Genomic DNA, 22,991 nt, shown 5'->3' with positions numbered 1-22,991 from the left:
GGACATGGACGACAAGGACACACCGCGCGTGGGTGCCGCGGTCCGTCGCCGACGCCGGACCCTGGGCCTCACGCTGGCCGCGGTCGCCGGGCGCAGCGGGCTCTCCGTGCCCTTCCTCAGCCAGATCGAGAACGAGCGCGCCCGCCCCAGCGCCCGCTCCCTCGACCGGGTCGCCGAGGCCCTGGAGACCACCACCGCCCGGCTGCGGGCCGCCGCCGACTCGGCGCGCGCGGTCGACGTCGTACGCGGCGAGGAGGGCGACGGCGTACGCCGGGTGGTGCGCGGCCGCCACCAGCTCAGCGCCCTGGAGTTCACCGGCGAGCAGGACCTCGGGCGCGAGTTCCAGCACCGCAACGACGAACTGATGTACGTCGTCGAGGGCGCTGCCGAGGTCGAGGCCGAGGGCCAGGCGTACCGGCTGGAGCGCGGCGACACCCTGTTCCTCTCCGGCGGCGTACGGCACCGCTGGCGGGCCACCCTGCCCGGCACCCGGCTGCTGCTCGTCTCGGTCGCGGAGCACATCGACGCGACGTACGACTCCCGTCGCTGAGGGCCGGGGGAGCGGGGAGTGCCGAGGGGACCGGGAGTGCCGGGAGAGTCGAAAGTGCCGGAAGTGCCTGGAGGGCCGAAGGGGCCGGGGGAGCGGGGGGTGCTGGAAGTGCCTGGAGGGCCGAAGGGGCCGGGAGCGCCGATGCGCGTCGTCTCCCTGGTCCCCTCCCTCACCGAGGCCGTCGCCGCCACCGCCCCCGGGCTGCTCGTCGGCGTCACCGACTGGTGCACGCACCCCGCCGGCCTCTCCGCCGCCCGGATCGGCGGCACGAAGAACCCGGACGTGGCCGCGATCACCGCCCTCGCCCCCGACCTGGTGATCGCCAACGAGGAGGAGAACCGCGCCGCCGACCTCGCCGCGCTGAGGGCCGCCGGGCCGGACGTCCTGATCACCGAGATCCGCACCCTGGACCAGGCGTTCGCCGAGCTGGACCGGGTCCTCACCAGCGGCTGCGGCCTGCCCCGCCCCCGCTGGCTGGACGATGCCGAGGCCGCCTGGGCCGCGCTCCCCGCCCCCTCCGCGAGCCCGCGCCCCGCGATCGTGCCGATCTGGCGCAGGCCCTGGATGGTGCTGGGCCGGGACACCTTCGCCGGTGATCTGCTGGCCCGGCTCGGGGTGCGCAACGTGTACGCGGACCACGCCGAGCGCTACCCGCGCGTCCCGCTCGACGAGCTGAACGCCGCCGGGGCGCGGCTGGTGGTGCTGCCCGACGAGCCCTACCGCTTCACCGCAGACGACGGGCCCGAGGCGTTCCCCGGCCTGCCCGCCGCCCTGGTCGACGGCCGCCTGCTCACCTGGTACGGGCCGTCGCTGCTGCGGGCGGCACGGGAGCTGCCGTCAGCGCTCCGCTGACCACCCCGAGCACGGTCCGGGTCCCCGCGACCGCCCACGCCGCCACCAGGAACACGTACAGCGCCACCGCCAGCCAGCTGAAGGCGTCCAGACCGGTGTGCCGGGCCAGTCCGGCCGCCCCCGTCACACACGTACCGACGGGGAAGGTGAACGCCCACCACGTCATCGCGAACCCCATCCCGCCGCGCGCCGCCCTGAGGACCAGCGCCCCGGCCAGCGCCAGCCACAGCCAAGCGAAGCCCATGACGGGGACCCCGTACAGGACGGCGAACGCGCCGAACGCCGAGGCGTAGGGCTCCGCGACCGCACCCGGGGCCGCGTCGGCCAGCTGGTTGACGGCGGTCGTGGACTGGCCCAGCGGCCCCAGCACCAGGAACAGCGTCGGGGTCAGCGCGAGCGGCAGCGGCCCGTGGTGGACGAGCCGGGCGAAGACGAGCGGCAGCACCACCAGCGTGGCCAGCAACGACAGCCCGAACAGGGCGTAACAGGCCAGCAGCAGCGCCTCGCGCCCCTGCCCGGCCGCCGCATGGGGCACCAGCAGCGCGCCCTGCGAGGCCGAGACCATCGGGGCGACCAGCGGCAGCAGCCACACCGGCGACGCGGTGCCGGGCGCGGGCCGGTGGCGTACGACCATCAGATACGGCACCACGACGGCGGCTGCCAGACCGATCGCCGTCCCCGCGACGAACAGCACCACGTCCACCGCCAGTGCCGCCCGTACGCCGATGACGTCCCCGCCCACCGTCAGGGTCGCCCCGCCCACCGCGAGCAGCGCCATGGCCAGGCACCCGTAGAAGGGGGCCACGGCCGGGTCCAGGAGGTGGGCGCGGGCCTGGTCGCGGTGGTGGAGCCAGTGGCCGGCGCGGGCGGCGAGGACGGCGGCGAGCAGGAGCGCCGACAGCGCCCACACGGCGACGCAGACGGCGCGCAGACCGGGTACGCCGACCGGCAGCGCCGCCCCGGCGCTCGCGACGATCGCGGTGCCCATGACGCTCGCGTACCAGTTCGGGCCGATGTGCCGCAGGGACGGCAGCCGCCGCACGACCGGCCGCGTGTCCGTCCACCCGGCTGTCGGGCGGGGGAGGGGAGCGGCGGTCCGGGTCTGCGGAAAGATGGCCATGCCACGATTCTTCGCGCGCCCGCTCCCGCCCACCAGGGACCCCGTTCCTATGAGGTCATAAGCTGGCTTTATGCCCAGCGACGACCACGCACCTCATGTCCCGCTCTCCCACCGGGTCCCCGACCTCGGAGCGCTGGAGCTGCTGCTCGCCGTCGCCCGGCACGGCAGCCTCGGCCGGGCCGCCAAGGACGTCGGCATCACCCAGCCCGCCGCCTCCAGCCGCATCCGCTCCATGGAACGGCAACTGGGCGTCGCCCTGCTCGACCGCTCCCCGCGCGGCTCCCGGCTCACCGACGCGGGGGCGCTCGTCACCGACTGGGCGCGCCGGGTGGTGGAGGCCGCCGAGTCGTTCGACGCGGGGGCGCAGGCGCTGCGCGACCGCCGGGACTCCCGGCTGCGGGTCGCCGCGAGCATGACCATCGCGGAGTACCTGCTGCCGGGCTGGCTGATCGCCCTGCGCGCCGAACGCCCGGACACCGCCGTCTCCCTGCTCGTCGGCAACTCGGCGGACGTGGCCCGCCGCCTGGTCACCGGCGAGGCCGACCTCGGCTTCGTGGAGGGCCTGTCGATACCGGAGGGCCTGGACGGCACCGTCATCGCCCATGACCGCCTCGTCGTCGTGGTCGCCCCCGCCCACCCGTGGGCCCGCCGCCGCACCCCGCTGCTCCCCGACGAACTCGCCGCCACCCCGCTGATCCTGCGCGAGCACGGCTCCGGCACCCGCCAGGTCCTGGACGCGGCCCTCGCCGTCCACGGCGGCCTGGCCCAGCCGCTGCTGGAGCTCTCCTCCACGACCGCCGCGAAGGGTGCGGCGGAGAGCGGGGCCGGGCCGTGCGTCCTGAGCGAACTGGCCCTGGGCGAGGAGCTGTCGTCCCGCCGCCTGGTCAAGATCCCGGTCGCGGGCGTACGGCTGCGCCGCCAGTTGCGGGCCGTCTGGCCGGCGGGCCACCGGCCGACCGGCCCGGCCCGCGATCTGCTGTCCCTGACGGGCCGGGAACTCTGAGCCCTGTTCGGCAACCCCGTCGAACACGCGCTGACCGGAACCCTAGAGTGTGGTCATGAGCTTCGCGACGCCGCCCGGCTGGTACCCGGACACGGGAGCCCCCGGCACCGAGCGCTGGTGGGACGGGACGGTCTGGACCGCGCACACCCGCCCGCTCGCCGCCGCGCACTCCGCGCCCCAGCAGTCGCCGCAACAGCCTTACGCGGCACCGGAGTCCGGGTACGCGCCCGCCCCGTCGACCGTGCCCCCGCCGCACCAGCACACCGGCGGCGCGTCACGGGGCGGCCGCACGAAGATCCTGGCGATCACGCTTTCCGGCCTGCTGGTCCTGGGCGCGGCCGTCACCGGGGCGCTGCTGCTGGGCCGTGGCGACGACGACGGTACGCAAGCGGCTCCGGGCCCGAGCGCGCCCGGCTCCACCGCTTCCCCCACGGACGCGGGCACGGACCCGGCCACCGCCTCGCCCTCGCCCTCGCCCGAAAGCAGCGCGGACGAGAATCCCGGGGTCCTCGTCGACCAGCTCAACGGGATCACGATGGCGGTGCCGGACGGCTGGGAGAAGCCGGACCGGGCCTCGGACGGCATGCCCACCATGCGGACCACCGTCTCCTACGACTGCCCCGGCACCTCCGTGTCCTACTGCTACCGGGGCACCGTCTCCAGCCGCACCGCCGCGAGCGGCGAGAGCGACCCCAAGGCCCTGGCCGAAGCCGACATCTCCGCCGCCGCCGACCGGGCCTACGGGGAGGACTACCTCGGCCGTCTCACCCACGGCGGCATCACCTCCCACCGGGTGCTCAAGGCGGGCCCGGTGAAGGTCGCCGGGCGCAGCGGCCATCTGGTGCGCTGGCAGGTCGTCACGGGGAAGGGCCCCGGCGGCACGGTGCAGTCCCTGGTCTTCCCGACGACGGTGGGCAGCGAGACGCCGGTGATCGTACGGTTCGCCTTCGACGCCGACCGGCCGGAGCTGCCGGTCTCCCTGATGGACACGATCACCGCGTCCATCCGCTCGCTCGAAGACGGCGACACGGGCGGCGGCACGACAGGCGGCGGAGATACGACCGGCGGTTCGACGAGCAGCGGCGTGGGCGCTTCGATCGAACCCTGAACCGCTGTCCCGCCGGGGCGCGGGTGCGCGCGTTCGTGGGTTCGCGGGTTCAGAGGAAGGTCTGCCCCTCACCCCGGTACGTCGGCACGCTCGCCGTGATCCGGTCGCCCTCGATCAGCCGCAACGTGTCGAACCGCTCGCACAGCTCACCGGCCTTGGCGTGCCGGAACCACACCTTGTCCCCGATCAGCAGATCGTCGGCGGGGGAGCCCAGCAGCGGCGTCTGCACCTCGCCCGCGCCCTCCTGCGGGTCGTAGCGCAGCCCCTCGGGGAGGTACGGAACCGGGGAGCGGTCCGCGCCGGCCGCGCCGGAGGCCGGGTAGCCGCCGCCGAGCACCGTCACCACGCCCACGCCCGGCCGCCGCACCACGGGCTGCGCGAACAGGGCCGCCGGGCGGCCGGTGAACGACGTGTAGTTGTCGAAGAGGCGGGGCACGTACAGCCCCGACCCGGCGGCGATCTCCGTCACCGCCGCCTCGGCCGCCGTGTGCTGCACGCTGCCGGTGCCGCCGCCGTTCACGAACTCCAGGTCCGGGGCGACCGCGCGCACCGCCCGCACCACCTCGGCCCGCCGGGCCGCCAGTTCCCTGCGGGCGGCGGTCTGCATCAGCCGGATCGCCCGGGACCGCAGCGGCCGGCCGGCCAGCGAGTCGCCGACGCCGGCGACATGGCCCTCGTACGCCATCAGGCCCACCAGCCGGAAGCCCGGCCTGCGGGCCACCGAGCGGGCCAGCTCGGCGAGTTGGGCGGGGGAGCGCAGCGGCGAGCGCAGCGCCCCGATCCTGACGCGGCCGCCCAGCAGCCGCAGCGAGGTGTCCAGCTCCAGGCAGACCCGGATCTCCTCCCGGCCGCCGGCCCGGGAGGCGTCGATCAGCTCCAGCTGGGAGTGGTCGTCCACCATCACCGTCACGGCCGCGGCGAGCTTCGGGTCGGCGGCCAGCTCCGCGAACGCGGCCCGGTCGGCGGACGGATAGGCGAGGAGGACGTCGTCGAAGCCGGCCCGGGCCAGCCAGAGCGACTCCGCCAGGGTGAACGACATGATCCCGGCGAACCCGGGGCGCGCGAGCACCCGCTCCAACAGGGCCCGGCACCGCACGGACTTGCTCGCCACCCGGATCGGCTTCCCGCCCGCCCGGGCCACCAGATCGTCGGCGTTGGCGTCGAAGGCGTCCAGATCCACGATCGCGATCGGGGCGTCGAGATGGGCGGTGGCCCGGTTGTACCGGGTCCGGTCAGCGGCGCGGGCAGTCATGGCCGCAGCTTGCCAGAGAGCCGCTACCCCTGGGTAGGGGACGTTCGGGGCAGATGCGCCGAGGGCGGGCGGTCCCGTTCCCCGCCCCCGGCCCGCAGCCCGTAGAGTGACGGGCACGCGAGCACCAACGCGCCTGACGGCGGCGGTGATCCGTGGTCGGTACGGGGACGTGAACCAGGGGGCCGGATGAGTACCGAAGCGCAGCGCGCTCCTGTGCCGCCCCGCCCGACGACACCACCGCCCCCGACGACTCCACCCGCCCCGGCGGTCCCGCCGCCCGCGCAGACTCCTTCGGCGCGGCCGACGCGGCAGCCCGCGCAGCCGTCTCCGCAGTCACCCGCGCCTTCGCAGTCGCAGAGGTCCGCGCAGCCGTCTCCGCAGTCGCAGAGGCCGCAGCAGTCCTCTCCGCCTCCGCAGCCCCAGAGGTCCCAGCAGCCGCAGCAGTCCGCGCAGCCGCATAGGTCCCCGCCGCCCGCGCAGACCTCTTCGGCGCGGCCGGCGCGGCCGACACGGCAGTCCGCGCAGCCGCGGCAGTCGCCCCCGCCTCCCCAGCCGCAGAGGCCCCCGCAGTCTCCGCAGTCGCGCTCAGCCGTGGCCCCGCAGGCACCCTCCGCCGGGGCCCCGCAGCCACCGTCCGCCGGGGTGCCGAAACCCCCTCAAGCCCCGCAGGCCCCCCACGCCTCAGTGGCCCCGCCGCCCGCGCCTGCGCCTCCCGCCCCGCCGCTCCCGCCGACGCCTCCCGCCCGGTCGACTCCACCGTCTCCCCAGCCGTCCCCAGGGCCTCACGCCTCGTCCCTCCTCTCCCCGCGCCCCGGCTCCCAGCCGCCCCCGGGAGCGGCCCCGGACCCCTACGGCGACCCCGAGACGCCGGCCGAGACCACCGCCCGGCTGCGGCCGGTGCGGCCCCAGCAGCGGTGGCGGGCCCCCATGGCCGCCGCCTGCGTCGTCCTCGGCCTCGGGCTGATCGGCGGGGCGGTCACCGGGGCGTGGCTCACCGCGGACTCCTCCGCCGAGCCCACCCGGACTCCGTACACCACCGCCCGTACCGTCTGGCACAGCGTCCCCGTCGACACGCTCTTCCCGCGCACGCTCAAGGGCTCCGGGGCCGGCCCGGGCGGCACGGACCGCACCTGGACCAGGCTCGCCGTGGCCGCCGACAGCGACTGCTCCAAGGGCTTCGACCCGCTGCTGCGCACCACCCTGCGGTCCGTGGGCTGCGAGCGGATGGTGCGCGCCACCTACACCGACGCGACCCGCTCCAGCGTCACCACGGTCGGCCTGGTCGTCACCGAGGCCGACGCGGCGGGCATGGAGGCGCTGAGCACCCGGTTCACCGAGCAGAACCTCGCCACGCGCAAGGACCTGATGCCGCGTGCGTACGCGCCCGAGGGCACCGCGGCAGCGGGGTTCGGGGACCGGCAGCGGGCCAGCTGGACCGTCCGCCCGCTCACCGAGATGCCGGTCGTCGTCTTCTCCGTCTCCGGCTTCGCCGACGCGCGTACGGTCGCCGAGCCGCAGCCCGCCGAGGCGGCGACGGAGGCGGGGGCCGCCTCGGACATCGCGCAGGCCGGGCTCGGCCACGAGGCGAAGGGCGTCGCGGACCGGGTGGAGCGAGGGCTGCGCAGGACCGTCACCGAACTCACGGAGCCGCCGGAATGACCCGACGACGACCCCACCGCGCCCTCGCCGCGGTCTGCGCCGCCGCCGTCCTCGCGCTCACCCCCGTCCCCGCCCACGCGGACGCCATCCGCGACCAGCAGTGGGCCCTCGCGGCGCTGCACACCGACCGGGCCTGGCAGACCACCAGGGGCGGCGGCGTCACCGTCGCCGTCCTGGACACCGGGGTCGACGGCGCCCACCCCGACCTGGCGGGCCAGGTGCTCCCCGGCAAGGACCTCGTCGGCTTCGGCGCGGCCCGGGGCGACGCCTCCTGGGCCATGCACGGCACCGCGATGGCCGGGATCATCGCGGGACGCGGCAACGGCCCGGGGCGCGGCGACGGCGTCCTCGGCATCGCGCCCGAGGCGAAGATCCTGCCCGTCCGGGTGATCCTGGAGTCCAAGGACCCCGCCCGCGCCAAGGCCCGCAAGACCCGGGGCGCCGCGCTGGCGGACGGCATCCGCTGGGCCGTCGACAACGGGGCCGACGTCATCAACCTCTCCCTGGGCGACGACAGCAAGTCCGCTCACGCGGACCCGGGCGAGGACTCCGCCATCCAGTACGCCCTGTCCAAGGGCGTCCCCGTGGTCGCCTCGGCGGGCAACGGCGGCGAGAAGGGGGACGGCGTCTCCTACCCCGCCGCCTACCCCGGGGTGATCGCGGTGGCCGCCGTCGACGAGTACGGCACCCACGCCGCGTTCTCCACCCGCCGCTGGTACGCCACCGTCAGCGCGCCCGGCGTCGACGTCGTCGTCGCCAACCCGGACGGCCACTACTACATCGAATGGGGAACGTCGGCCGCCGCCGCCTTCGTCTCCGGGGCCGTCGCCCTGGTCCGCGCGGCCCACCCCGGCCTCGACCCGGCCCAGATCAAGAAGCTCCTCGCTGACACCGCCCGCGACGCCCCCGCCGAGGGGCGCGACGACGCCCGGGGCTACGGCTTCGTGGACCCGGCGGCGGCCATCGAAGCGGGCTCCCGGCTGCGCCCCGCCGACGTGGACGCCCAGGCCGCCGCGGTGGGCCACCGGAAGAAGTACTTCGGCCCCGGCCCCACCCCGCCGCCTGCCGCCGACGACCCGGTCAACTGGCCGGCCCCGCTCGCGGGCGGTCTCGGCGCGGCCCTGCTGGCAGCGGCCGTCGTCCTGTGGCGCGGCCGGAACGCCCCGGGCCGCCGCTGACCGGGTCGCCCGTCCGCCCGTGCCCGCCCCGGTCGGGCGACGGCCGCCCGCGCCCGCCGCCGGACGGCCGCTCGCCGCGCCGCACAACGACGACGGCCACCAGGCCGAGGGCCAGACCGAGCGCGGTGCGCGGGCCGAACGGCTCGCCGAACATCAGCGCCCCCCACACCGCCGTCACCGGGGCCATGAGGAACATGAGCGTGTTGACCGCGGTGACCCCGGAGCGCCTCAGGATCAGCCAGTACAACCCGTATCCACCGAAGGTGGACAGCGCCACGAGCCAGGCGATCGCGACCCAGAACGACGTCTCTGCGGGCGGCCGCGCGCTCCCCGTACCCACGGCGAGCGCCGTGAAGACGGCGGTGCTGGTGGCGCAGTGGACGGTCAGGGACACCGAGGGTGCTACCCGGGTGCGGGAGCGGCTCTCCAGGAAGGTGGCCGCCACCAGCGACAGCATCCCGGCGAACGGCACCGCGTAGGCCCACCGGGCGACGCCCGGACCGGCCCCGGCGTCGGCCAGGGTGACGACGGCGACGCCGGCCGCTCCCAGGCACAGGCCGAGCCACTGCCGGCGCGAGACGTGCCGGTGGAGCAGGGGCCCGGCGAGCGCTCCGGCCACCAGGGGCTGGACCCCGTCGATCAGGGCCGTGGTGCCGGTGGAGACGCCGAGCTGGATCGCGTAGTAGACGGTGAGCAGGTAGCCGCTCTGCGACAGCGCGCCGATCACGGCTTGCCGGGCCACGTCCCGTACCGCGAGGCCCCGCCACGACGCCCGGGCGACGGTCGCCGCGACGACGATCAGGACGACGGTCAGCGGGAGGAAGCGCCACATCAGGATGGTGACGGCGGACGCGCTGCCCGCGCCGAGCTTGGCCCCGATGAACCCGGAGCTCCAGCAGAGCACGAAGGCGGCCGACAGCAGGACGTTCACACCGCACCTCCGATAAACAGATCGGTCTACTCACCCTTCACTATACAGATCGGTATACTCAGATCCATGGGCAGTACGGAGAATCCGCGACGGATCACCATGACGCCCGCCGCGCGACGCGCGCTGGCGGCGGCCGAGAGGCTCTTCTACGAACGGGGCATCCACGCGGTCGGGGTGGACCTGATCGCCGCCGAGGCCGGGGTGACCAAGAAGACGCTCTACGACCGGTTCGGCTCCAAGGAGCGAATCGTCGTGGAGTACCTCGCACACCGCGACGAGCGCTGGCGGGCCTTCCTCGCCGAACGCCTCGACGCCGCTTCGCCGGAGCCCGTGGAGCGGGTCCTGGCCGTCTTCGACGCCTCGCGCGCCTGGTCGTCGGAGTACGGCTCCAAGGGGTGCAGCATGGTCAACGCCCACGCCGAGATCAGCGACCCCGCCCACCCGGCCCACGCGATCATCACCGGACAGAAGCGGTGGATGCTCGACCTCTTCACCCGGCTCGCCGGGGACGTCGCACCCCATGACGCCGACCGCGCCGGCCGGACGCTCATGCTCCTCCACGAAGGCGCGCTGGTCGCCCACGGACTGAACGTCCTGCCCGACCCCTTCACTCACGCCCGCGAAGAGGCGCGCGCACTCCTGACGACGGCCGGGCGGGGCGGCCGCGGCTGAGCCCCGCCCTGAGGCCGGGGCCTCGACGCCCAGGCACTACGCTCGTCCCGTGGCGCTCAAGAACATCCCGGACTCCGGTTTCTCCGACGACGACGGCTCGGCCTCTCCTGCCCTGGCCAGCGCGCTCGACGCCTGGTCGCGGGACCCCGAAGCCATCGGCCCGGTCCTCGCGGCGCTCCGCGACGCCCGGCTCCTGGTCCCGGTCGTCGCCGTCCTCGGCGAGGTGGAGGAGGACGGTCGAGAGGGGCGCGACGCTCATCAGAAGGGCGGTGGCGGGAGACGGGGGGGCGGGCTGCGGCGCGAGAAGACCAGCGACATGGCCGTGCCCACCCTCCAGGCGGGCGACCGGCGCGCGCTGCCCGCCTTCACCTCGACCGCATCATTGGCCCGCTGGGACCCCGAGGCGCGCCCCGTCGCCGTACCGCTGCACCAGGCGCTCCAGGCCGCCGCGCACGAGAAGGCCGACACCGTGGTGCTGGACCTCGCCGGGCCCGTCGCCTTCGAGCTGACCGGGCAGGCGCTCCTGGCCCTCGCGGAGAACCGCGCCAGCACCGACCCGCTCCAGGACCCGGCGGTGATCGACGCCGTACGGGAAGCCGTCGCCGCCGAACCCGCCGTGCTCCGCGCCCACCTCGGCCCGGGAAGCGCGGACGGCACCCTCGCCCTCGTTCTCGCCCCGGACGCGGTCCCCGCCGAAGCGGCCCGCCGGATCGCCTCGGCGCTGGCCGGCAGCGAAGTGCTGCGGGCCCGGCTGGTGGGCGGACTGGACCTGGCGCTGCTCCCCGCCGGAGCCGCCGCGCCCGGAGAGCCCCTCTTCACCCGCTGATCAGCCGACCGTTCGGCTCAGCATGCGCATTACCGTGCGCACCGTGAGAATTGTCGGGAATTCGGATGAATCCGATGAACCGGCTAGCTCGCGAGGTGGTTGTATGGAGAGGCGGATCGTGGCGTCCGAGTTTCTCGGCACGCTGCTGCTGGTGTTCTTCGCCGTGGGTTCCGCGGTCGTCGCGGTCGAGTACCTCGGCACCGTGGGCATCGCCCTGACCTTCGGTTTCACCCTCCTCGCGCTGGCCTACGCGCTGGGACCGATCTCCGGCTGCCATGTGAACCCGGCGGTGACGCTCGGGATGTACATGGCCCGCCGGATCGACCTCCGCAGCGCCGTCGAACGCTGGGTGGCCCAGCTGCTCGGCGCGATCGTCGGCGCGGCCCTGCTCTTCCTGCTGGCCAAGCAGATCCCCGGCCTCGAGACGAGCGGCGAGTTCGGCTCCAACGGCTACGGCGACCGCTCGGCCGTGGGCATCAACATCGGCGGCGCGTTCCTCGCCGAGGTGGTCCTCACGTTCCTGCTCGTCTACGTGGTCCTCGCGGTGACCCACAAGGTCGCCGTCGTCGGCTTCGACGGGCTGCCCATCGGCCTGGCCCTCGCCGCGATCCACCTGGTGGGCATCCCGCTGACCGGCACCTCGGTCAACCCCGCCCGCAGCCTGGGCCCGGCCCTCTTCGCCGGCGGCCCGGCCCTCTCCCAGCTCTGGCTGTTCCTCCTGGCCCCGCTGGTGGGCGGCGTGCTCGCCGCGTACGCGCACAAGCTGACCCACCCGTACCCCAACGTGCAGCCGGCCGAGGAGCCTGCCTGAGGAACACGTGAGCCCGCCGCCCCTTCGAGGGGTGGCGGGCTCACGTATGCGTACAGGGGAGATACGGGGGCGTCTCTAGCCGTAGACCGGGCCGGTGTACTTCTCGCCGGGGCCCTGACCGGGCTCGTCCGGCACGAGCGACGCCTCGCGGAAGGCGAGCTGGAGCGACTTCAGGCCGTCGCGCAGCGGGGAGGCGTGGAAGGTGCTGATCTCCGTGGTGCTCGCGTCCAGCAGTCCGGCCAGGGCGTGGACCAGCTTGCGGGCCTCGTCCAGGTCCTTGTGCGCCTCGCCCTCCTCGGTCAGGCCGAGCTTCACCGCGGCGGCGCTCATCAGGTTGACGGCGACCGTCACGATCACCTCGACGGCGGGGACCTCCGCGATGTCGCGGGCCATGTCGTCGAAGCCGGGGTTGTCACTGCTGGGGGGCGTGTCGCTCATGCCCACACGATAAGGCCCGGCCGCGCGTGTCCGGTCGGCGGGAGCCGGGAGACGGAGGATTGGCGCCCCCGCGAGCAGGCTGCTAACCTTGTGTAACGACCGGCCGGACACCTATGTGCCCGGCCCACAAGTGGAGGCTCCGATCTCCCACCTGGCCGTCCCCACCGGACGGCGGGTCACCGGTCAGACGGCCCCCATCGTTCCGTACGGACGATGGAGCCGTCCGATGCGCCCCGCGGTTGACCGCGGCGGTGCTCCGGTAGTTCATGGAGCCCCGCCTGTGTCCCGTCCGGGGCATTTTTGCGCTTCCGGCTCGGTTGGTCTTGACGTCACACACGTAACGCGGCTGTCCGCCAGGCGGTCGCGTGGTGCTACCGAGGAGGATCCATCAGCGCCGAGCCCCGCATCAACGACCGGATTCGCGTTCCCGAGGTCCGACTTGTCGGTCCCAGCGGTGAGCAGGTCGGGATTGTTCCGCTTGCCAAGGCCCTGGAACTCGCACAGGAGTATGACCTCGACCTGGTCGAGGTGGCGGCGACAGCCCGTCCGCCCGTGTGCAAGCTCATGGACTACGGGAAGTTCAAGTACGAGTCGGCCATGAAGGCCCGTGAGGCGCGCAAGAACCAGGCGCACACGGTCATCAAGGAGATGAAGCTCCGGCCGAAGATCGACCCGCACGACTATGACACCAAGAAGGGTCACGTCGTCCGGTTCCTCAAGCAGGGCGACAAGGTCAAGATCACGATCATGTTCCGTGGTCGTGAGCAGTCCCGCCCGGAGCTGGGCTTCCGACTGCTCCAGCGTCTGGCTTCGGACGTGGAGGACCTGGGCTTCATCGAGTCCAACCCGAAGCAGGACGGCCGGAACATGATCATGGTTCTGGGCCCGCACAAGAAGAAGACCGAAGCCATGGCCGAGGCCCGTGAGGCCCAGGCCGCCCGCAAGGCGGAGCGTCAGGGCACGACCGACGCACCGTCCGAGGGCGAGACCGCTGAGGCTCCGGCCGCGGCGGCCGAGGCTCCGGCCGAGACACCTTCCGAGTCGTGACCTTCGGGGGCCGCCATCCAGGCGCCCCCGGGTCCACCCGGAATCCCATAGAGATCTGACGCCCCTGCAGTCCGGTGCCCCGCACCGTGAGGGGCGCCACTGACGAGGAGAGAACGGCGCGATGCCGAAGAACAAGACGCACAGCGGTGCCAGCAAGCGCTTCAAGATCACCGGCTCCGGCAAGGTGCTCCGCGAGAGGGCCGGCAAGCGCCACCTGCTCGAGCACAAGTCGTCCAAGAAGACCCGCTCGCTGACCGGCACGGTCGTCGTGGCTCCGGCCGACGCCAAGAAGATCAAGAAGCTTCTCGGCAAGTGAGGCTCGGCCTCCGGCTCACGCCGGAGGCACGACCTCGATCACACCGGGACCAATTCGTTTCCGGGCCGTGTGAGGACACCCACGGCCCCGCTACAAGGAGTTAACAAGTGGCACGCGTCAAGCGGGCAGTCAACGCCCACAAGAAGCGCCGGGCGATCCTCGAGGCCGCCAGCGGCTACCGCGGTCAGCGCTCGCGCCTGTACCGCAAGGCCAAGGAGCAGGTCACCCACTCCCTGGTCTACAACTACAACGACCGCAAGAAGCGCAAGGGCGACTTCCGTCAGCTGTGGATCCAGCGCATCAACGCCGCTGCCCGCCAGAACGGCATGACGTACAACCGCCTCATCCAGGGTCTGAAGGCCGCCAACATCGAGGTGGACCGCAAGATCCTGGCCGAGCTCGCGGTCAACGACGCCAACGCGTTCGCCGCTCTCGTCGAGGTCGCCCAGAAGGCCCTCCCGAGCGACGTCAACGCCCCGAAGGCCGCCTGATCAAGGCATCACCTTCCAGGTATGTGAACCGGACCCGCAGGCGCACGCCGTCTGCGGGTCCGGTGCGTTGACCCCTGACCCCCACTCCGTACGCAGAGAGGCTCGCCGCCGACCATGGGCACCCCCGAACTGATCTCCCCGCGCTCCCCGCGCGTCGCCGCCGCCCGCCGGCTGGCCCGCCGCAACTTCCGCGGCAAGGAGCGCAGGTTCATCGCCGAGGGGCCCCAGGCCGTACGCGAGGCCGCCGCCCACCGGGGCGGCGACGGCGAGCCGACGCTCATCGAGCTGTTCGCCACCCCCGAGGCCGCCGACCGGTACGCCGACATCGTCGACGCCGCCCACGCGGCGGGGGCCCGGGTCCACCTGGCCGGCGACGACGTCCTCGCCGACGTCTCGCAGACCGTCACCCCGCAGGGCCTGATCGGCGTCTGCCGGTTCCTGGACTCCCCGTTCCAGGAGATCCTGGCCGCCAAGCCCGCCCTGGTGGCCGTTCTGGCCAACGTCCGCGACCCCGGGAACGCCGGTACGGTACTGCGCTGCGCGGACGCCGCCGGGGCCGACGCGGTGGTGCTGACCGATGCGTCGGTGGACCTGTACAACCCCAAGTCCGTACGGGCGTCGGTCGGTTCGCTCTTCCACCTGCCCGTCGCCGTGGGCGTGCCCGTCGAGCAGGCCGTGCAGGGGCTCCGGGACGCCGGGGTGCGCATCCTCGCCGCTGACGGGGCCGGGGACGACGACCTGGACGACGAGCTGGACGCGGGCACCATGGGCGGCCCCACCGCCTGGGTCTTCGGCAACGAGGCGTGGGGGCTGCCGGAGGAGACCCGGGCGCTCGCCGACGCCGTCGTCCGGGTCCCCATCCACGGCAGGGCGGAGAGCCTGAACCTGGCCACCGCCGCCGCCGTCTGCCTCTACGCCTCCGCCCGCGCACAGCGGTCCCGGCGCGCCCCCGACGCGTAACGAAGCGCCGTGCGACGGCCCGTCACCGAACGGTCCCGGCCATTCCGGTACGGCCGCCCCCGGCGCACTCCCACCGTGCGCCCCCACAGGGTGTCGCCGCCTCGCCGGCGGCTAGTAGGGTGACGAACTCGGGGGCCCACTGCACCGGTTCGAGAGGTGGGGATACGGGAATATGGCTGTCGGCATGAGCTCGCCGCGTCCGGCGCACACCGCCGCCGACGACGGCGACCGCGGGGGGAGCGACGCCGGACCGGACGCCATCGGCGCCGGCGCGGGCATCGACCCCGACGACCTGCCGGACGGGCTCGTCGTCGCCGACGAGCGCGGCCGCGTCATCTGTTTCAACGCCGCCGCCGCCCGCATCACCGCCACCCCCCGCGCCGACGCGATCGGCCGCCCCCTGGACGTGGCCCTCCCGCTGGAGGACCTCAAGGGCAAGCGGTGGTGGGCGCTGACCGACCCGTACGGCGGGCTCGCCACCCGGGGCGGACAGCCGGAGCGCAATCTGCTGCTGCCCGGCGGCCGCGAGGTGCTGGTCTCCGCCCGTTACGTACGCGAGCATCCGACCGGGCCGGTGCGCCGGGTCGTCGTCTCGCTGCGCGGCACCGAGGCCCGCCGGCGTACCGAACGCAGCCACGCCGAGCTGATCGCCACCGTCGCCCACGAACTGCGCTCCCCGCTGACTTCGGTGAAAGGGTTCACCGCCACCCTGCTCGCCAAGTGGGAGCGGTTCACCGACGACCAGAAGCGGCTGATGCTGGAGACCGTCGACGCCGACGCCGGACGGGTCACCCGGCTCATCGCCGAACTGCTGGACATCTCCCGGATCGACTCCGGCCGGCTGGAGCTGCGCCGCCAGCCCGTCGACGTCTCCGCCGCCGTGGCACGGCACATCCAGGCCCTCATCACCGGCGGCCAGGCCCCCGAGCGCTTCCTCGTCCGCACCCGGGGACCGCTGCCCGACCTGTGGGCCGACCCCGACAAGGTCGACCAGGTCCTCGGGAACCTCCTGGAAAACGCGGTGCGCCACGGCGAGGGAACCGTCACCATTGACATCGCCCCCGCACCCGCGCCGGGGACCGACGACGAGATGGGAACGGCTGTCACCGTGAGCGACGAGGGCCCCGGCATCCCCGAGGAGTCGATGAGCCGTGTCTTCACCCGCTTCTGGCGGGGGAGCAAACGCGGCGGCACGGGCCTCGGCCTCTACATCGTCAAGGGCATCGTCGAGGCGCACGGCGGCGCGATCACCGTCGGCAGGGGGCCCGGGGGCGGGGCCGAGTTCCGATTTATTCTGCCCGTGAGCACGCCCGCCTATCTGAAGTAGAGGGGTTTGCGCAGCACATCAGACAGGGTGGTGGTGGGCGACGGGAGGGCTGAGCAGCCCGCGGGCCCCCCGACCGTCCTGCGGCCCGTAGACTCGACCTTTGGCGCCTTTGCGTCCAGCGGTCTCCAGCCGGGTCGCGCCACCAGCCAATCGGAAGCACGGGAAGAGATGTCGGCACCGAACAAGTCGTACGACCCAGTCGAGGTCGAGGCACTGAAACCGGAAGAGATCGAGCGTCTGCGGGACGAGGCGTTCGCCGCCTTCGCCGCCGCCGGCGACCTCGACGCGCTCGCTCAGGCGAAGACCGCGCACACCGGAGGAACCTCGCCCCTGTCGCTCGCCAACCGCGAGATCGGCGCCCTGCCCCCGCAGGCCAAGGCCGAGGCGGGCAAGCGCGTGGGCCAGGCCCGCGGCGCCGTCTCCAAGGCGCTGGCCGCCCGGCAGGCCGAGCTGGAGGCCGAGCGCGACGCCCGGGTGCTCGTCGAGGAGGCCGTGGACGTCACACTGCCCTACGACCGCACCCCGGCCGGCGCCCGCCACCCGCTGACGACCATCATGGAGCGCGTCGCGGACGTCTTCGTGGCCATGGGCTACGAGATCGCCGAGGGACCCGAGGTCGAGGCGGAGTGGTTCAACTTCGACGCCCTGAACTTCGTGCCCGACCACCCGGCCCGCCAGATGCAGGACACCTTCTTCGTCCGGGGCACAACGCCCGAGGGGAAGGCGACCGAGGGCGACGAGTCCGGCGTCGTGCTGCGTACGCACACCTCCCCGGTCCAGGCCCGCACGCTCCTGGAGCGCAAGCCCCCCGTCTACGTGGTCTGCCCCGGCCGGGTCTACCGCACCGACGAGCTCGACGCCACGCACACCCCGGTCTTCCACCAGATCGAGCTGCTCGCCGTCGACGAGGGCCTCACCATGGCCGACCTCAAGGGCACCCTGGACCACATGGTCCAGGCGCTCTTCGGACCGGACATGAAGACCCGGCTGCGGCCGAACTTCTTCCCGTTCACCGAGCCGTCCGCCGAGATGGACATGGTGTGCTACGTGTGCCGCGGCGAGTCCGTGGGCAACCCGGACCGCCCCTGCCGCACCTGCGGCAGCGAGGGCTGGATCGAGCTCGGCGGCTGCGGCATGGTCAACCCCAAGGTGCTCACCGCCTGCGGTGTCGACCCCCAGAAGTACAGCGGATTCGCCTTCGGGTTCGGCATCGAGCGGATGCTGATGTTCCGCCACAACGTCGAGGACATGCGAGACATGGTCGAGGGCGACGTCCGGTTCACCCGGCCGTTCGGGATGGAGATCTGATGCGCGTCCCGCTTTCCTGGCTGCGGGAGTACGTCGACCTGCCGGCGACGGAGACCGGCCGTGACGTACAGGCCAAGCTGGTCTCGGTGGGCCTCGAGGTCGAGACCGTCGAGCAGATCGGCGCGGGCCTCAAGGGCCCCCTGGTCGTCGGACAGGTCCTGACCATCGAGGAGCTGGAGGGGTTCAAGAAGCCCATCCGCTTCTGCACGGTCGACGTCGGCTCCGCCAACGGCACCGGCGAACCGCAGGAGATCGTCTGCGGCGCCCGTAACTTCTCGGTCGGCGACAAGGTCGTCGTGGTCCTCCCGGGCGCGGTCCTGCCCGGCGACTTCGCGATCGCCGCCCGCAAGACGTACGGCAAGACCTCCCACGGCATGATCTGCTCCACCGACGAGCTCGGCATGGGCGACGACGGCACGCACGGCATTATCGTGCTGCCGCCCGAGCACGAGGTCGGCGCCGACGCGATCGAGCTGCTCCAGCTCGTCGACGAGGTCCTCGACATCGCCGTCACCCCGGACCGGGGCTACTGCCTCTCCATGCGCGGTGTCGCCCGCGAGACCGCGACCGCCTACGGGCTGCCGCTGCGCGACCCGGCGCTGCTGGACGTGCCCGCGCCGAACGCGTACGGCTACCCGGTCCAGATCTCCGACCCGATCGGTTGCGACCGCTTCACCGCGCGGATCGTCACCGGTCTCCAGCCCGAGGCCCGCTCCCCGATCTGGATGCAGCGCCGGCTCCAGAAGGCCGGGATGCGGCCGATCTCGCTGGCCGTCGACGTCACCAACTACGTGATGCTGGAGCTCGGCCAGCCGCTGCACGCCTACGACCGCACCCGGGTCGAGGGCCCCATCGGCGTGCGCCGCGCCACGCAGGGCGAGAAGCTCACCACGCTGGACGGCGCCGTGCGCGTGCTGGACGCCGAGGACCTGGTCATCACCGACAACCGCGGGCCGATCGGCCTCGCGGGCGTCATGGGCGGCGCGAACACCGAGATCGCCGACGCGGACGGCGACAGCGCCCTCACCACCGAGGTCGTCATCGAGGCCGCGCACTTCGACGCGATCTCGATCGCCCGCACCGCCCGCCGCCACAAGCTGTCCTCCGAGGCGTCCAAGCGCTTCGAGCGCGGCGTCGACCCGCAGGCCGCCGCCGCTGCCGCGCAGCGCACGGTGGACCTGCTGGTCCTCCTCGCGGGCGGCACCGCCGAGGCCGGGGTCACCGAGATCACCTCGCCCCACGCCCCGCGCACCATCGCGATGCCGGCGAACCACCCGGACAAGGTGGCCGGTGTGGCGTACGGCCGCGAGACCGTCGTCCGCCGCCTCCAGGAGGTCGGCTGCGACGTCTACGGGCAGGACGAGCTGATCGTCACCGCCCCGTCCTGGCGGCCCGACCTGAGCGAGCCGAACGACCTGGCCGAAGAGGTCATCCGGCTCGAGGGCTACGAGAACCTGCCCTCCACCCTGCCGACGCCCCCCTCCGGGCGCGGTCTCACCGACCGCCAGCGGCTGCACCGCCGCATCGGCCGGGTGCTGGCCGGAGCCGGATACGTCGAGGCGCTGAGCTACCCGTTCATCGGGGACGCGGTCCTGGACCAGCTCGGCCTGGAGGCGGACGACGCGCGCCGCCGCACGGTGAAGCTCGTCAACCCGATCTCCGACGAGGAGCCGTCGCTGCGCACCACGCTGCTGCCGGGCCTCCTCGGAGCACTGCGGCGCAACGACGGCCGGGGCAGCCACGACCTGGCGCTTTTCGAGACCGGTCTTGTCTTCAGGCCGACCGGCCAGGAGACGCCCGCCCTCCGGCTGCCCGTCGACCGCCGGCCCACCGACGAGGAGATCGCCGGTCTGGACGCGGCCCTGCCGCGTCAGCCGCGCCGCGCCGCCGTCGTCCTCGCGGGCGCCCGCGAGCAGGCCGGCTGGTGGGGCAAGGGCACCCCGGCGACCTGGGCGGACGCCGTCGAGGCGGCCCGGTCCATCGCCGCCGAGGCCGGCGTCGAGGTCACCGTCCGCGCCGACCAGCACGCCCCCTGGCACCCGGGCCGCTGCGCCGCGCTGTACGTCACCGTGAACGGCGCGGAGACCCTCTTCGGACACGCGGGCGAACTCCACCCGCGCGTCACCAAGGCGCTCCACCTGCCCGAGCGGACCTGCGCCGCCGAGGTCGAGCTCGACGTCCTGGAACAGGCCGTCGACGGAGCGCTCCAGGCCCCCCGGATCTCCACCTTCCCGGTGGCGACCCAGGACGTCGCGCTCGTCGTCGCCGGGGATGTCCCGGCCGCCGACGTGGAGCGGGCGCTGCGCGAGGGCGCGGGTGAACTCCTCGAATCGCTGCGGCTGTTCGACGTCTTCACCGGCGAGCAGATCGGCGGGGGCAACAAGTCCCTGGCGTACGCGCTGCGCTTCCGCGCCGCCGACCGCACGCTGACCGTCGAGGAGGCGTCGGCCGCCCGCGACAGCGCGGTGGCCCTGGCCGCCGAGCGCACGGGCGCGGTGCTGCGGGGGGCGTAGCGGTCCTCAGGGCGTTGAGAAGGGGCGTATCCGGCCACCGGATACGCCCCTTCTCCGTCCCGCCGGGCGGCGGGACCGCACGCGGACCGGGAAACGGAACCGGGAGGAAGCGCGGTTCCGGCCCCCGACCCGCAGCCACCCTCCTTCGTCGTCAGGCAGTGGGTCGTGCGGTCCTGCGCCGTCCGCACGGCCACGGAGTGTCGGGCAGGCCGGCGGTGCGGACGGACGCGGGTGCGGGTCGTCAACCGTTACGAGGGGGAGCCGACGACCCGCCCGCCTCTTGCGAGGAGCTCATTCAACCGAGTCCCGCCGCCGCGCGGCAGGGTGCACAGCCGGAGGGTTCGGGCATTCCGTTCACACCCCGTGTGAAACGTGCTCGACTAGGCTCTTCGCGACACGCACTGGGGGGACGATGGAGCCGAATGTCCTGCTCGAATCCCTGATCGACGAAGCCGGGATGTCCCGGGCGGGGCTCGCCGGTCACGTCAATCAGGCGGGCCGGGCCCGGGGCCTGAGCCTGCGGTACGAACACACGGCGGTCTCCCGCTGGCTGAAGGGCCAGCGCCCGCGCGGGCAGGTGCCGGACCTGATCTGCGAGGTGCTGGGCGGCCGGCTGGCGCGCCCGGTGGGGCTCGACGACATCGGGATGGGCCTCGCCGGCGGCCACGACACCGGGACGGCCCCGCACAGCGCCTCCCTCTCCGGCTTCGTCGAGCGGGCCACCGCGCTGTGGCGCTCGGACGAACAGCGGCGTCCCCACCTGGCCACCGCGCCCGCCGTCACCGGGACCACGGCGGTGATGCCGGTCTGGGAGTGGGAGAACCCGCCGGAGGACACCGACGTCTCCCGCCCGGGGCCCGGCCGCGTCAGCATGGCCGACATAGAGACCCTGCGGGCCGCCCGCGACCACTACGAGCAGATGTACCGCAAGGCGGGCGGCATCGCGACCAGACCCCGGATCGTGCGCTTCCTCAACGCCGAGGCGGCGCCCCTGCTGCGCGGCGGCCACAGCGACGCGCTCGGCCGTCGCCTGCACCGGGCGACGGCCGCGCTGGTGGCGGTGGCCGGCATCTGCGCGTACGACTCCGACGCCCATGGCCTCGCCCAGCGCTACTTCCACCAGGCGCTGCGGCTCGCCAAGTCCAGCGGCGACCGGGCGCTCGGCGGCTATGTGATCGCCCTGCTGGTCACCCAGTCCCTCTTCCTCGGCGACCACCGCCGGTCCATCGCCTTCGCGGAGGCCGCGCTGCGGGCCGCCGGGGACTGTGTGACCCCGGCGCTCGCCGCCGATCTGCACGCCATGCAGGCCAAGGCGTACGCCCACCTCGGCGACGCGGCGAGCGCTCGCGCCTGCATCCGGCGGGCGCAGGCGCAGGCGGGCCGCACCCACACCGGGCCGGAGCCGGACGAGACCGGGTACGTCCAGCCGGGCCTGGTCGACGTCCAGGTGGCGGAGGCGCTGCTCAGTCTCGGGGATCTGCCCGCAGCACGGGAGCACGCGGACTCGGCGGTGCGCGCCCCGGCGCACGACCGGGGGCGCGTGCACCGCCTCGCGATGCTCAGCCATATCGAGCTGCTCCAGGGCGAGGCGGACCGGGCGGCCGGTACAGCAGCCGAAATGGCCGAGCGGGCCCGGGGGATGGAGTCCCAGCGGCTGCGCGACCGGCTGCGCCAGGTGCGGGCGGAGCTGGCGGAGAGCGGCTGCGCCGACGCCGTACAGACGGCCGGGCTGATCGACGGGGCGCTCCGCGTGCCTCTGTGAGCTCCGCCGGTGCACCCGCCGTTCGTTCCGCTCCCGGGCCGACCCTGCTGGCATGTTGCCCACCAACATGTCGAAAGGCGGCAGAAACGTGCAGTGGACGAACTTAAGCGAACAGAATGTGTACCAGAACCGTTGGTTCCGGGTGAACCTGGCGGATGTCGAGCTCCCTGACGGCAGCCACCTGGACCACTTCGTCATCCGGCTGCGGCCCGTCGCCGCGGCCACCGTCGTCAACGAGGCGGATGAGGTGCTGCTGCTGTGGCGGCACCGGTTCATCACCGACAGCTGGGGGTGGGAGCTGGCGGCGGGGGTCGTCGAGGACGGCGAGGACATCGCTGTGGCGGCGGCCCGCGAGATGGAGGAGGAGACCGGCTGGCGCCCCGGCCCCCTGCGCCCGCTGCTCACCGTGGAACCGGCCAACGGCCTCACCGACGCCCGCCACCACCTCTACTGGGCCCAGGAGGCGCACTACACCGGCCCGCCGCAGGACGCCTTCGAGTCCTCACGCCGTGAGTGGGTGCCGCTGAAGCTGGTCCCGGACATGATCGCCCGGGGAGAGGTGCCCGGGGCGAACATGGCGGCCGCACTGCTGATGCTGCACCACCTGCGGCTGGGCTGAGGGCGCTCGTAGGCACGAGGAGTCCTCGTACGCGAGAGGAGCCGGTCCCGGTGTCTCCGGGACCGGCTCCACCGAGGGGCGGTCAGCCGTACGGGTAGAAGCCCGAGCCCGTCTTGCGGCCGAGGCGGCCCGCGTCGACCATGCGCTGGAGCAGCGGGGGAGCAGCGGGGGAGCAGCGGGGGAGCAGCGGGGGAGCGGCGGGGAGCGGCGTACAGCGGCTCCTTGTACTCGGCGTACAACGGGGCCGC

General features: G+C 73.8%; 22 protein-coding genes and 1 pseudogene. 18 read left to right on the top strand and 5 right to left on the bottom strand.

The window, feature by feature from the left end; genetic code table 11:
• Positions 1 to 4 precede the first annotated feature (4 nt).
• The gene (locus ACLJPL_RS32055) at positions 5 to 550 is read left to right on the top strand and encodes a helix-turn-helix domain-containing protein (RefSeq protein ID WP_411084468.1); all 546 of its coding nucleotides are present in this window, start codon (positions 5 to 7) and stop codon (positions 548 to 550) included.
• A 141-nt stretch (positions 551 to 691) separates the two neighbouring features.
• Positions 692 to 1,402 carry a helical backbone metal receptor gene (locus ACLJPL_RS32050; protein WP_411084467.1) on the top strand — a complete coding sequence of 237 codons (711 nt, stop codon included), beginning with the start codon at positions 692 to 694 and terminating at the stop codon, positions 1,400 to 1,402.
• On the opposite strand, the gene ACLJPL_RS32045 is transcribed toward ACLJPL_RS32050, so the two are convergent.
• Entirely contained in the window at positions 1,341 to 2,522 is a 1,182-nt protein-coding gene (locus ACLJPL_RS32045; RefSeq protein ID WP_411084466.1) for a TDT family transporter, read from the bottom strand. The two genes, ACLJPL_RS32050 and ACLJPL_RS32045, sit on opposite strands and share 62 nt — an antisense overlap.
• Positions 2,523 to 2,592: 70 nt before the next feature.
• On the opposite strand from ACLJPL_RS32045, the gene ACLJPL_RS32040 reads away from it, so the two are divergent.
• Both ACLJPL_RS32040 and ACLJPL_RS32035 read left to right on the top strand, forming a co-directional pair.
• A complete protein-coding gene (locus ACLJPL_RS32040) occupies positions 2,593 to 3,525 on the top strand; it encodes a LysR family transcriptional regulator (RefSeq protein WP_411084465.1) in 933 nt (310 codons plus the stop codon).
• Positions 3,526 to 3,580: 55 nt separating this feature from the next.
• A complete protein-coding gene (locus ACLJPL_RS32035) occupies positions 3,581 to 4,633 on the top strand; it encodes a DUF2510 domain-containing protein (protein WP_411084464.1) in 1,053 nt (350 codons plus the stop codon).
• A gap of 49 nt (positions 4,634 to 4,682) precedes the next feature.
• Here the strand turns inward: ACLJPL_RS32035 and ACLJPL_RS32030 are convergent, their stop codons facing one another.
• Entirely contained in the window at positions 4,683 to 5,885 is a 1,203-nt protein-coding gene (locus ACLJPL_RS32030; RefSeq protein WP_411084463.1) for an amino acid deaminase/aldolase, read from the bottom strand.
• Positions 5,886 to 6,812: 927 nt separating this feature from the next.
• On the opposite strand from ACLJPL_RS32030, the gene ACLJPL_RS32025 reads away from it, so the two are divergent.
• Both ACLJPL_RS32025 and mycP read left to right on the top strand, forming a co-directional pair.
• Complete coding sequence (locus ACLJPL_RS32025) at positions 6,813 to 7,544, top strand: hypothetical protein (RefSeq protein ID WP_411084462.1); 732 nt, start codon at positions 6,813 to 6,815, stop codon at positions 7,542 to 7,544.
• Positions 7,541 to 8,722 (top strand): type VII secretion-associated serine protease mycosin, encoded by a 1,182-nt coding sequence (gene mycP, locus ACLJPL_RS32020; RefSeq protein WP_411084461.1) that lies wholly within the window; start codon positions 7,541 to 7,543, stop codon positions 8,720 to 8,722. The genes ACLJPL_RS32025 and mycP overlap by 4 nt, the downstream gene beginning before the upstream one ends.
• Here the strand turns inward: mycP and ACLJPL_RS32015 are convergent.
• Complete coding sequence (locus ACLJPL_RS32015) at positions 8,625 to 9,653, bottom strand: DMT family transporter (protein ID WP_411084460.1); 1,029 nt, start codon at positions 9,651 to 9,653, stop codon at positions 8,625 to 8,627. The genes mycP and ACLJPL_RS32015 overlap by 98 nt on opposite strands.
• A gap of 66 nt (positions 9,654 to 9,719) precedes the next feature.
• Between ACLJPL_RS32015 and ACLJPL_RS32010 the strand changes: the two genes are divergently transcribed.
• From ACLJPL_RS32010 to ACLJPL_RS32000, 3 genes are all read left to right on the top strand, one after another.
• Positions 9,720 to 10,325: a TetR/AcrR family transcriptional regulator gene (locus ACLJPL_RS32010; protein WP_411084459.1), complete on the top strand. Its 606-nt coding sequence runs from the start codon at positions 9,720 to 9,722 to the stop codon at positions 10,323 to 10,325.
• A gap of 49 nt (positions 10,326 to 10,374) precedes the next feature.
• Positions 10,375 to 11,151 (top strand): SseB family protein, encoded by a 777-nt coding sequence (locus ACLJPL_RS32005; protein WP_411084458.1) that lies wholly within the window; start codon positions 10,375 to 10,377, stop codon positions 11,149 to 11,151.
• 103 nt (positions 11,152 to 11,254) lie between these two features.
• Positions 11,255 to 11,962, top strand: coding sequence for an MIP family channel protein (locus tag ACLJPL_RS32000; RefSeq protein ID WP_411084457.1), 708 nt, complete (start codon positions 11,255 to 11,257; stop codon positions 11,960 to 11,962).
• A 75-nt stretch (positions 11,963 to 12,037) separates the two neighbouring features.
• Here ACLJPL_RS32000 and ACLJPL_RS31995 read toward each other — a convergent pair whose 3' ends face one another.
• The gene (locus ACLJPL_RS31995) at positions 12,038 to 12,400 is read right to left on the bottom strand and encodes a DUF1844 domain-containing protein (protein WP_411084456.1); all 363 of its coding nucleotides are present in this window, start codon (positions 12,398 to 12,400) and stop codon (positions 12,038 to 12,040) included.
• Between the two features lie 387 nt (positions 12,401 to 12,787).
• Here ACLJPL_RS31995 and infC point away from each other — a divergent pair, with 387 nt between their 5' ends.
• The 9 genes from infC to ACLJPL_RS31950 all read left to right on the top strand — a co-directional run bounded on the left by infC (position 12,788) and on the right by ACLJPL_RS31950 (position 22,743).
• Complete coding sequence (gene infC, locus ACLJPL_RS31990) at positions 12,788 to 13,447, top strand: translation initiation factor IF-3 (protein ID WP_411084498.1); 660 nt, start codon at positions 12,788 to 12,790, stop codon at positions 13,445 to 13,447.
• Positions 13,448 to 13,568: 121 nt separating this feature from the next.
• The gene (gene rpmI / locus ACLJPL_RS31985) at positions 13,569 to 13,763 is read left to right on the top strand and encodes a 50S ribosomal protein L35 (protein ID WP_003970213.1); all 195 of its coding nucleotides are present in this window, start codon (positions 13,569 to 13,571) and stop codon (positions 13,761 to 13,763) included.
• Positions 13,764 to 13,870: 107 nt separating this feature from the next.
• Positions 13,871 to 14,254, top strand: coding sequence for a 50S ribosomal protein L20 (gene rplT / locus ACLJPL_RS31980; protein WP_003970214.1), 384 nt, complete (start codon positions 13,871 to 13,873; stop codon positions 14,252 to 14,254).
• A gap of 114 nt (positions 14,255 to 14,368) precedes the next feature.
• Positions 14,369 to 15,214, top strand: coding sequence for a TrmH family RNA methyltransferase (locus ACLJPL_RS31975; RefSeq protein WP_411084455.1), 846 nt, complete (start codon positions 14,369 to 14,371; stop codon positions 15,212 to 15,214).
• A 172-nt stretch (positions 15,215 to 15,386) separates the two neighbouring features.
• Positions 15,387 to 16,541, top strand: coding sequence for an ATP-binding protein (locus tag ACLJPL_RS31970; RefSeq protein ID WP_411084454.1), 1,155 nt, complete (start codon positions 15,387 to 15,389; stop codon positions 16,539 to 16,541).
• Between the two features lie 168 nt (positions 16,542 to 16,709).
• Complete coding sequence (gene pheS, locus ACLJPL_RS31965; RefSeq protein ID WP_411084453.1) at positions 16,710 to 17,849, top strand: phenylalanine--tRNA ligase subunit alpha; 1,140 nt, start codon at positions 16,710 to 16,712, stop codon at positions 17,847 to 17,849.
• Positions 17,849 to 20,362 carry a phenylalanine--tRNA ligase subunit beta gene (pheT, locus tag ACLJPL_RS31960; protein ID WP_411084452.1) on the top strand — a complete coding sequence of 838 codons (2,514 nt, stop codon included), beginning with the start codon at positions 17,849 to 17,851 and terminating at the stop codon, positions 20,360 to 20,362. The genes pheS and pheT overlap by 1 nt, the downstream gene beginning before the upstream one ends.
• 412 nt (positions 20,363 to 20,774) lie before the next feature.
• On the top strand, positions 20,775 to 22,124 hold the full coding sequence (locus tag ACLJPL_RS31955) for a transcriptional regulator (protein ID WP_411084451.1): 1,350 nt from the start codon (positions 20,775 to 20,777) through the stop codon (positions 22,122 to 22,124).
• Positions 22,125 to 22,212: 88 nt separating this feature from the next.
• Positions 22,213 to 22,743 carry an NUDIX hydrolase gene (locus ACLJPL_RS31950; protein WP_411084497.1) on the top strand — a complete coding sequence of 177 codons (531 nt, stop codon included), beginning with the start codon at positions 22,213 to 22,215 and terminating at the stop codon, positions 22,741 to 22,743.
• Positions 22,744 to 22,825: 82 nt separating this feature from the next.
• On the opposite strand, the pseudogene ACLJPL_RS31945 reads toward ACLJPL_RS31950, so the two are convergent.
• A pseudogene (locus ACLJPL_RS31945) lies at positions 22,826 to 22,991 on the bottom strand (3-hydroxyacyl-CoA dehydrogenase family protein); the annotation flags it as partial.

The organism is Streptomyces sp. cmx-18-6, from assembly GCF_046548915.1.
In the GTDB taxonomy this organism is placed as follows: domain Bacteria; phylum Actinomycetota; class Actinomycetes; order Streptomycetales; family Streptomycetaceae; genus Streptomyces.
This window is presented reverse-complemented; position numbering and strand designations above follow the sequence as displayed.

Coding starts and splice junctions, on each gene's coding strand:
- ACLJPL_RS32025 (WP_411084462.1), top strand. CDS start 6,813: ATGGCCGCCGCCTGCGTCGTCCTCGGCCTCGGGCTGATCGGCGGGGCG.
- ACLJPL_RS31975 (WP_411084455.1), top strand. CDS start 14,369: ATGGGCACCCCCGAACTGATCTCCCCGCGCTCCCCGCGCGTCGCCGCC.
- ACLJPL_RS32000 (WP_411084457.1), top strand. CDS start 11,255: ATGGAGAGGCGGATCGTGGCGTCCGAGTTTCTCGGCACGCTGCTGCTG.
- pheT (WP_411084452.1), top strand. CDS start 17,849: ATGCGCGTCCCGCTTTCCTGGCTGCGGGAGTACGTCGACCTGCCGGCG.
- ACLJPL_RS32035 (WP_411084464.1), top strand. CDS start 3,581: ATGAGCTTCGCGACGCCGCCCGGCTGGTACCCGGACACGGGAGCCCCC.
- ACLJPL_RS32050 (WP_411084467.1), top strand. CDS start 692: ATGCGCGTCGTCTCCCTGGTCCCCTCCCTCACCGAGGCCGTCGCCGCC.
- ACLJPL_RS32040 (WP_411084465.1), top strand. CDS start 2,593: ATGCCCAGCGACGACCACGCACCTCATGTCCCGCTCTCCCACCGGGTC.
- mycP (WP_411084461.1), top strand. CDS start 7,541: ATGACCCGACGACGACCCCACCGCGCCCTCGCCGCGGTCTGCGCCGCC.
- ACLJPL_RS32010 (WP_411084459.1), top strand. CDS start 9,720: ATGGGCAGTACGGAGAATCCGCGACGGATCACCATGACGCCCGCCGCG.
- ACLJPL_RS32055 (WP_411084468.1), top strand. CDS start 5: ATGGACGACAAGGACACACCGCGCGTGGGTGCCGCGGTCCGTCGCCGA.
- ACLJPL_RS31955 (WP_411084451.1), top strand. CDS start 20,775: ATGGAGCCGAATGTCCTGCTCGAATCCCTGATCGACGAAGCCGGGATG.
- ACLJPL_RS31970 (WP_411084454.1), top strand. CDS start 15,387: ATGGCTGTCGGCATGAGCTCGCCGCGTCCGGCGCACACCGCCGCCGAC.
- ACLJPL_RS32030 (WP_411084463.1), bottom strand. CDS start 5,885: ATGACTGCCCGCGCCGCTGACCGGACCCGGTACAACCGGGCCACCGCC.
- rpmI (WP_003970213.1), top strand. CDS start 13,569: ATGCCGAAGAACAAGACGCACAGCGGTGCCAGCAAGCGCTTCAAGATC.
- pheS (WP_411084453.1), top strand. CDS start 16,710: ATGTCGGCACCGAACAAGTCGTACGACCCAGTCGAGGTCGAGGCACTG.
- ACLJPL_RS32045 (WP_411084466.1), bottom strand. CDS start 2,522: ATGGCCATCTTTCCGCAGACCCGGACCGCCGCTCCCCTCCCCCGCCCG.
- ACLJPL_RS31995 (WP_411084456.1), bottom strand. CDS start 12,400: ATGAGCGACACGCCCCCCAGCAGTGACAACCCCGGCTTCGACGACATG.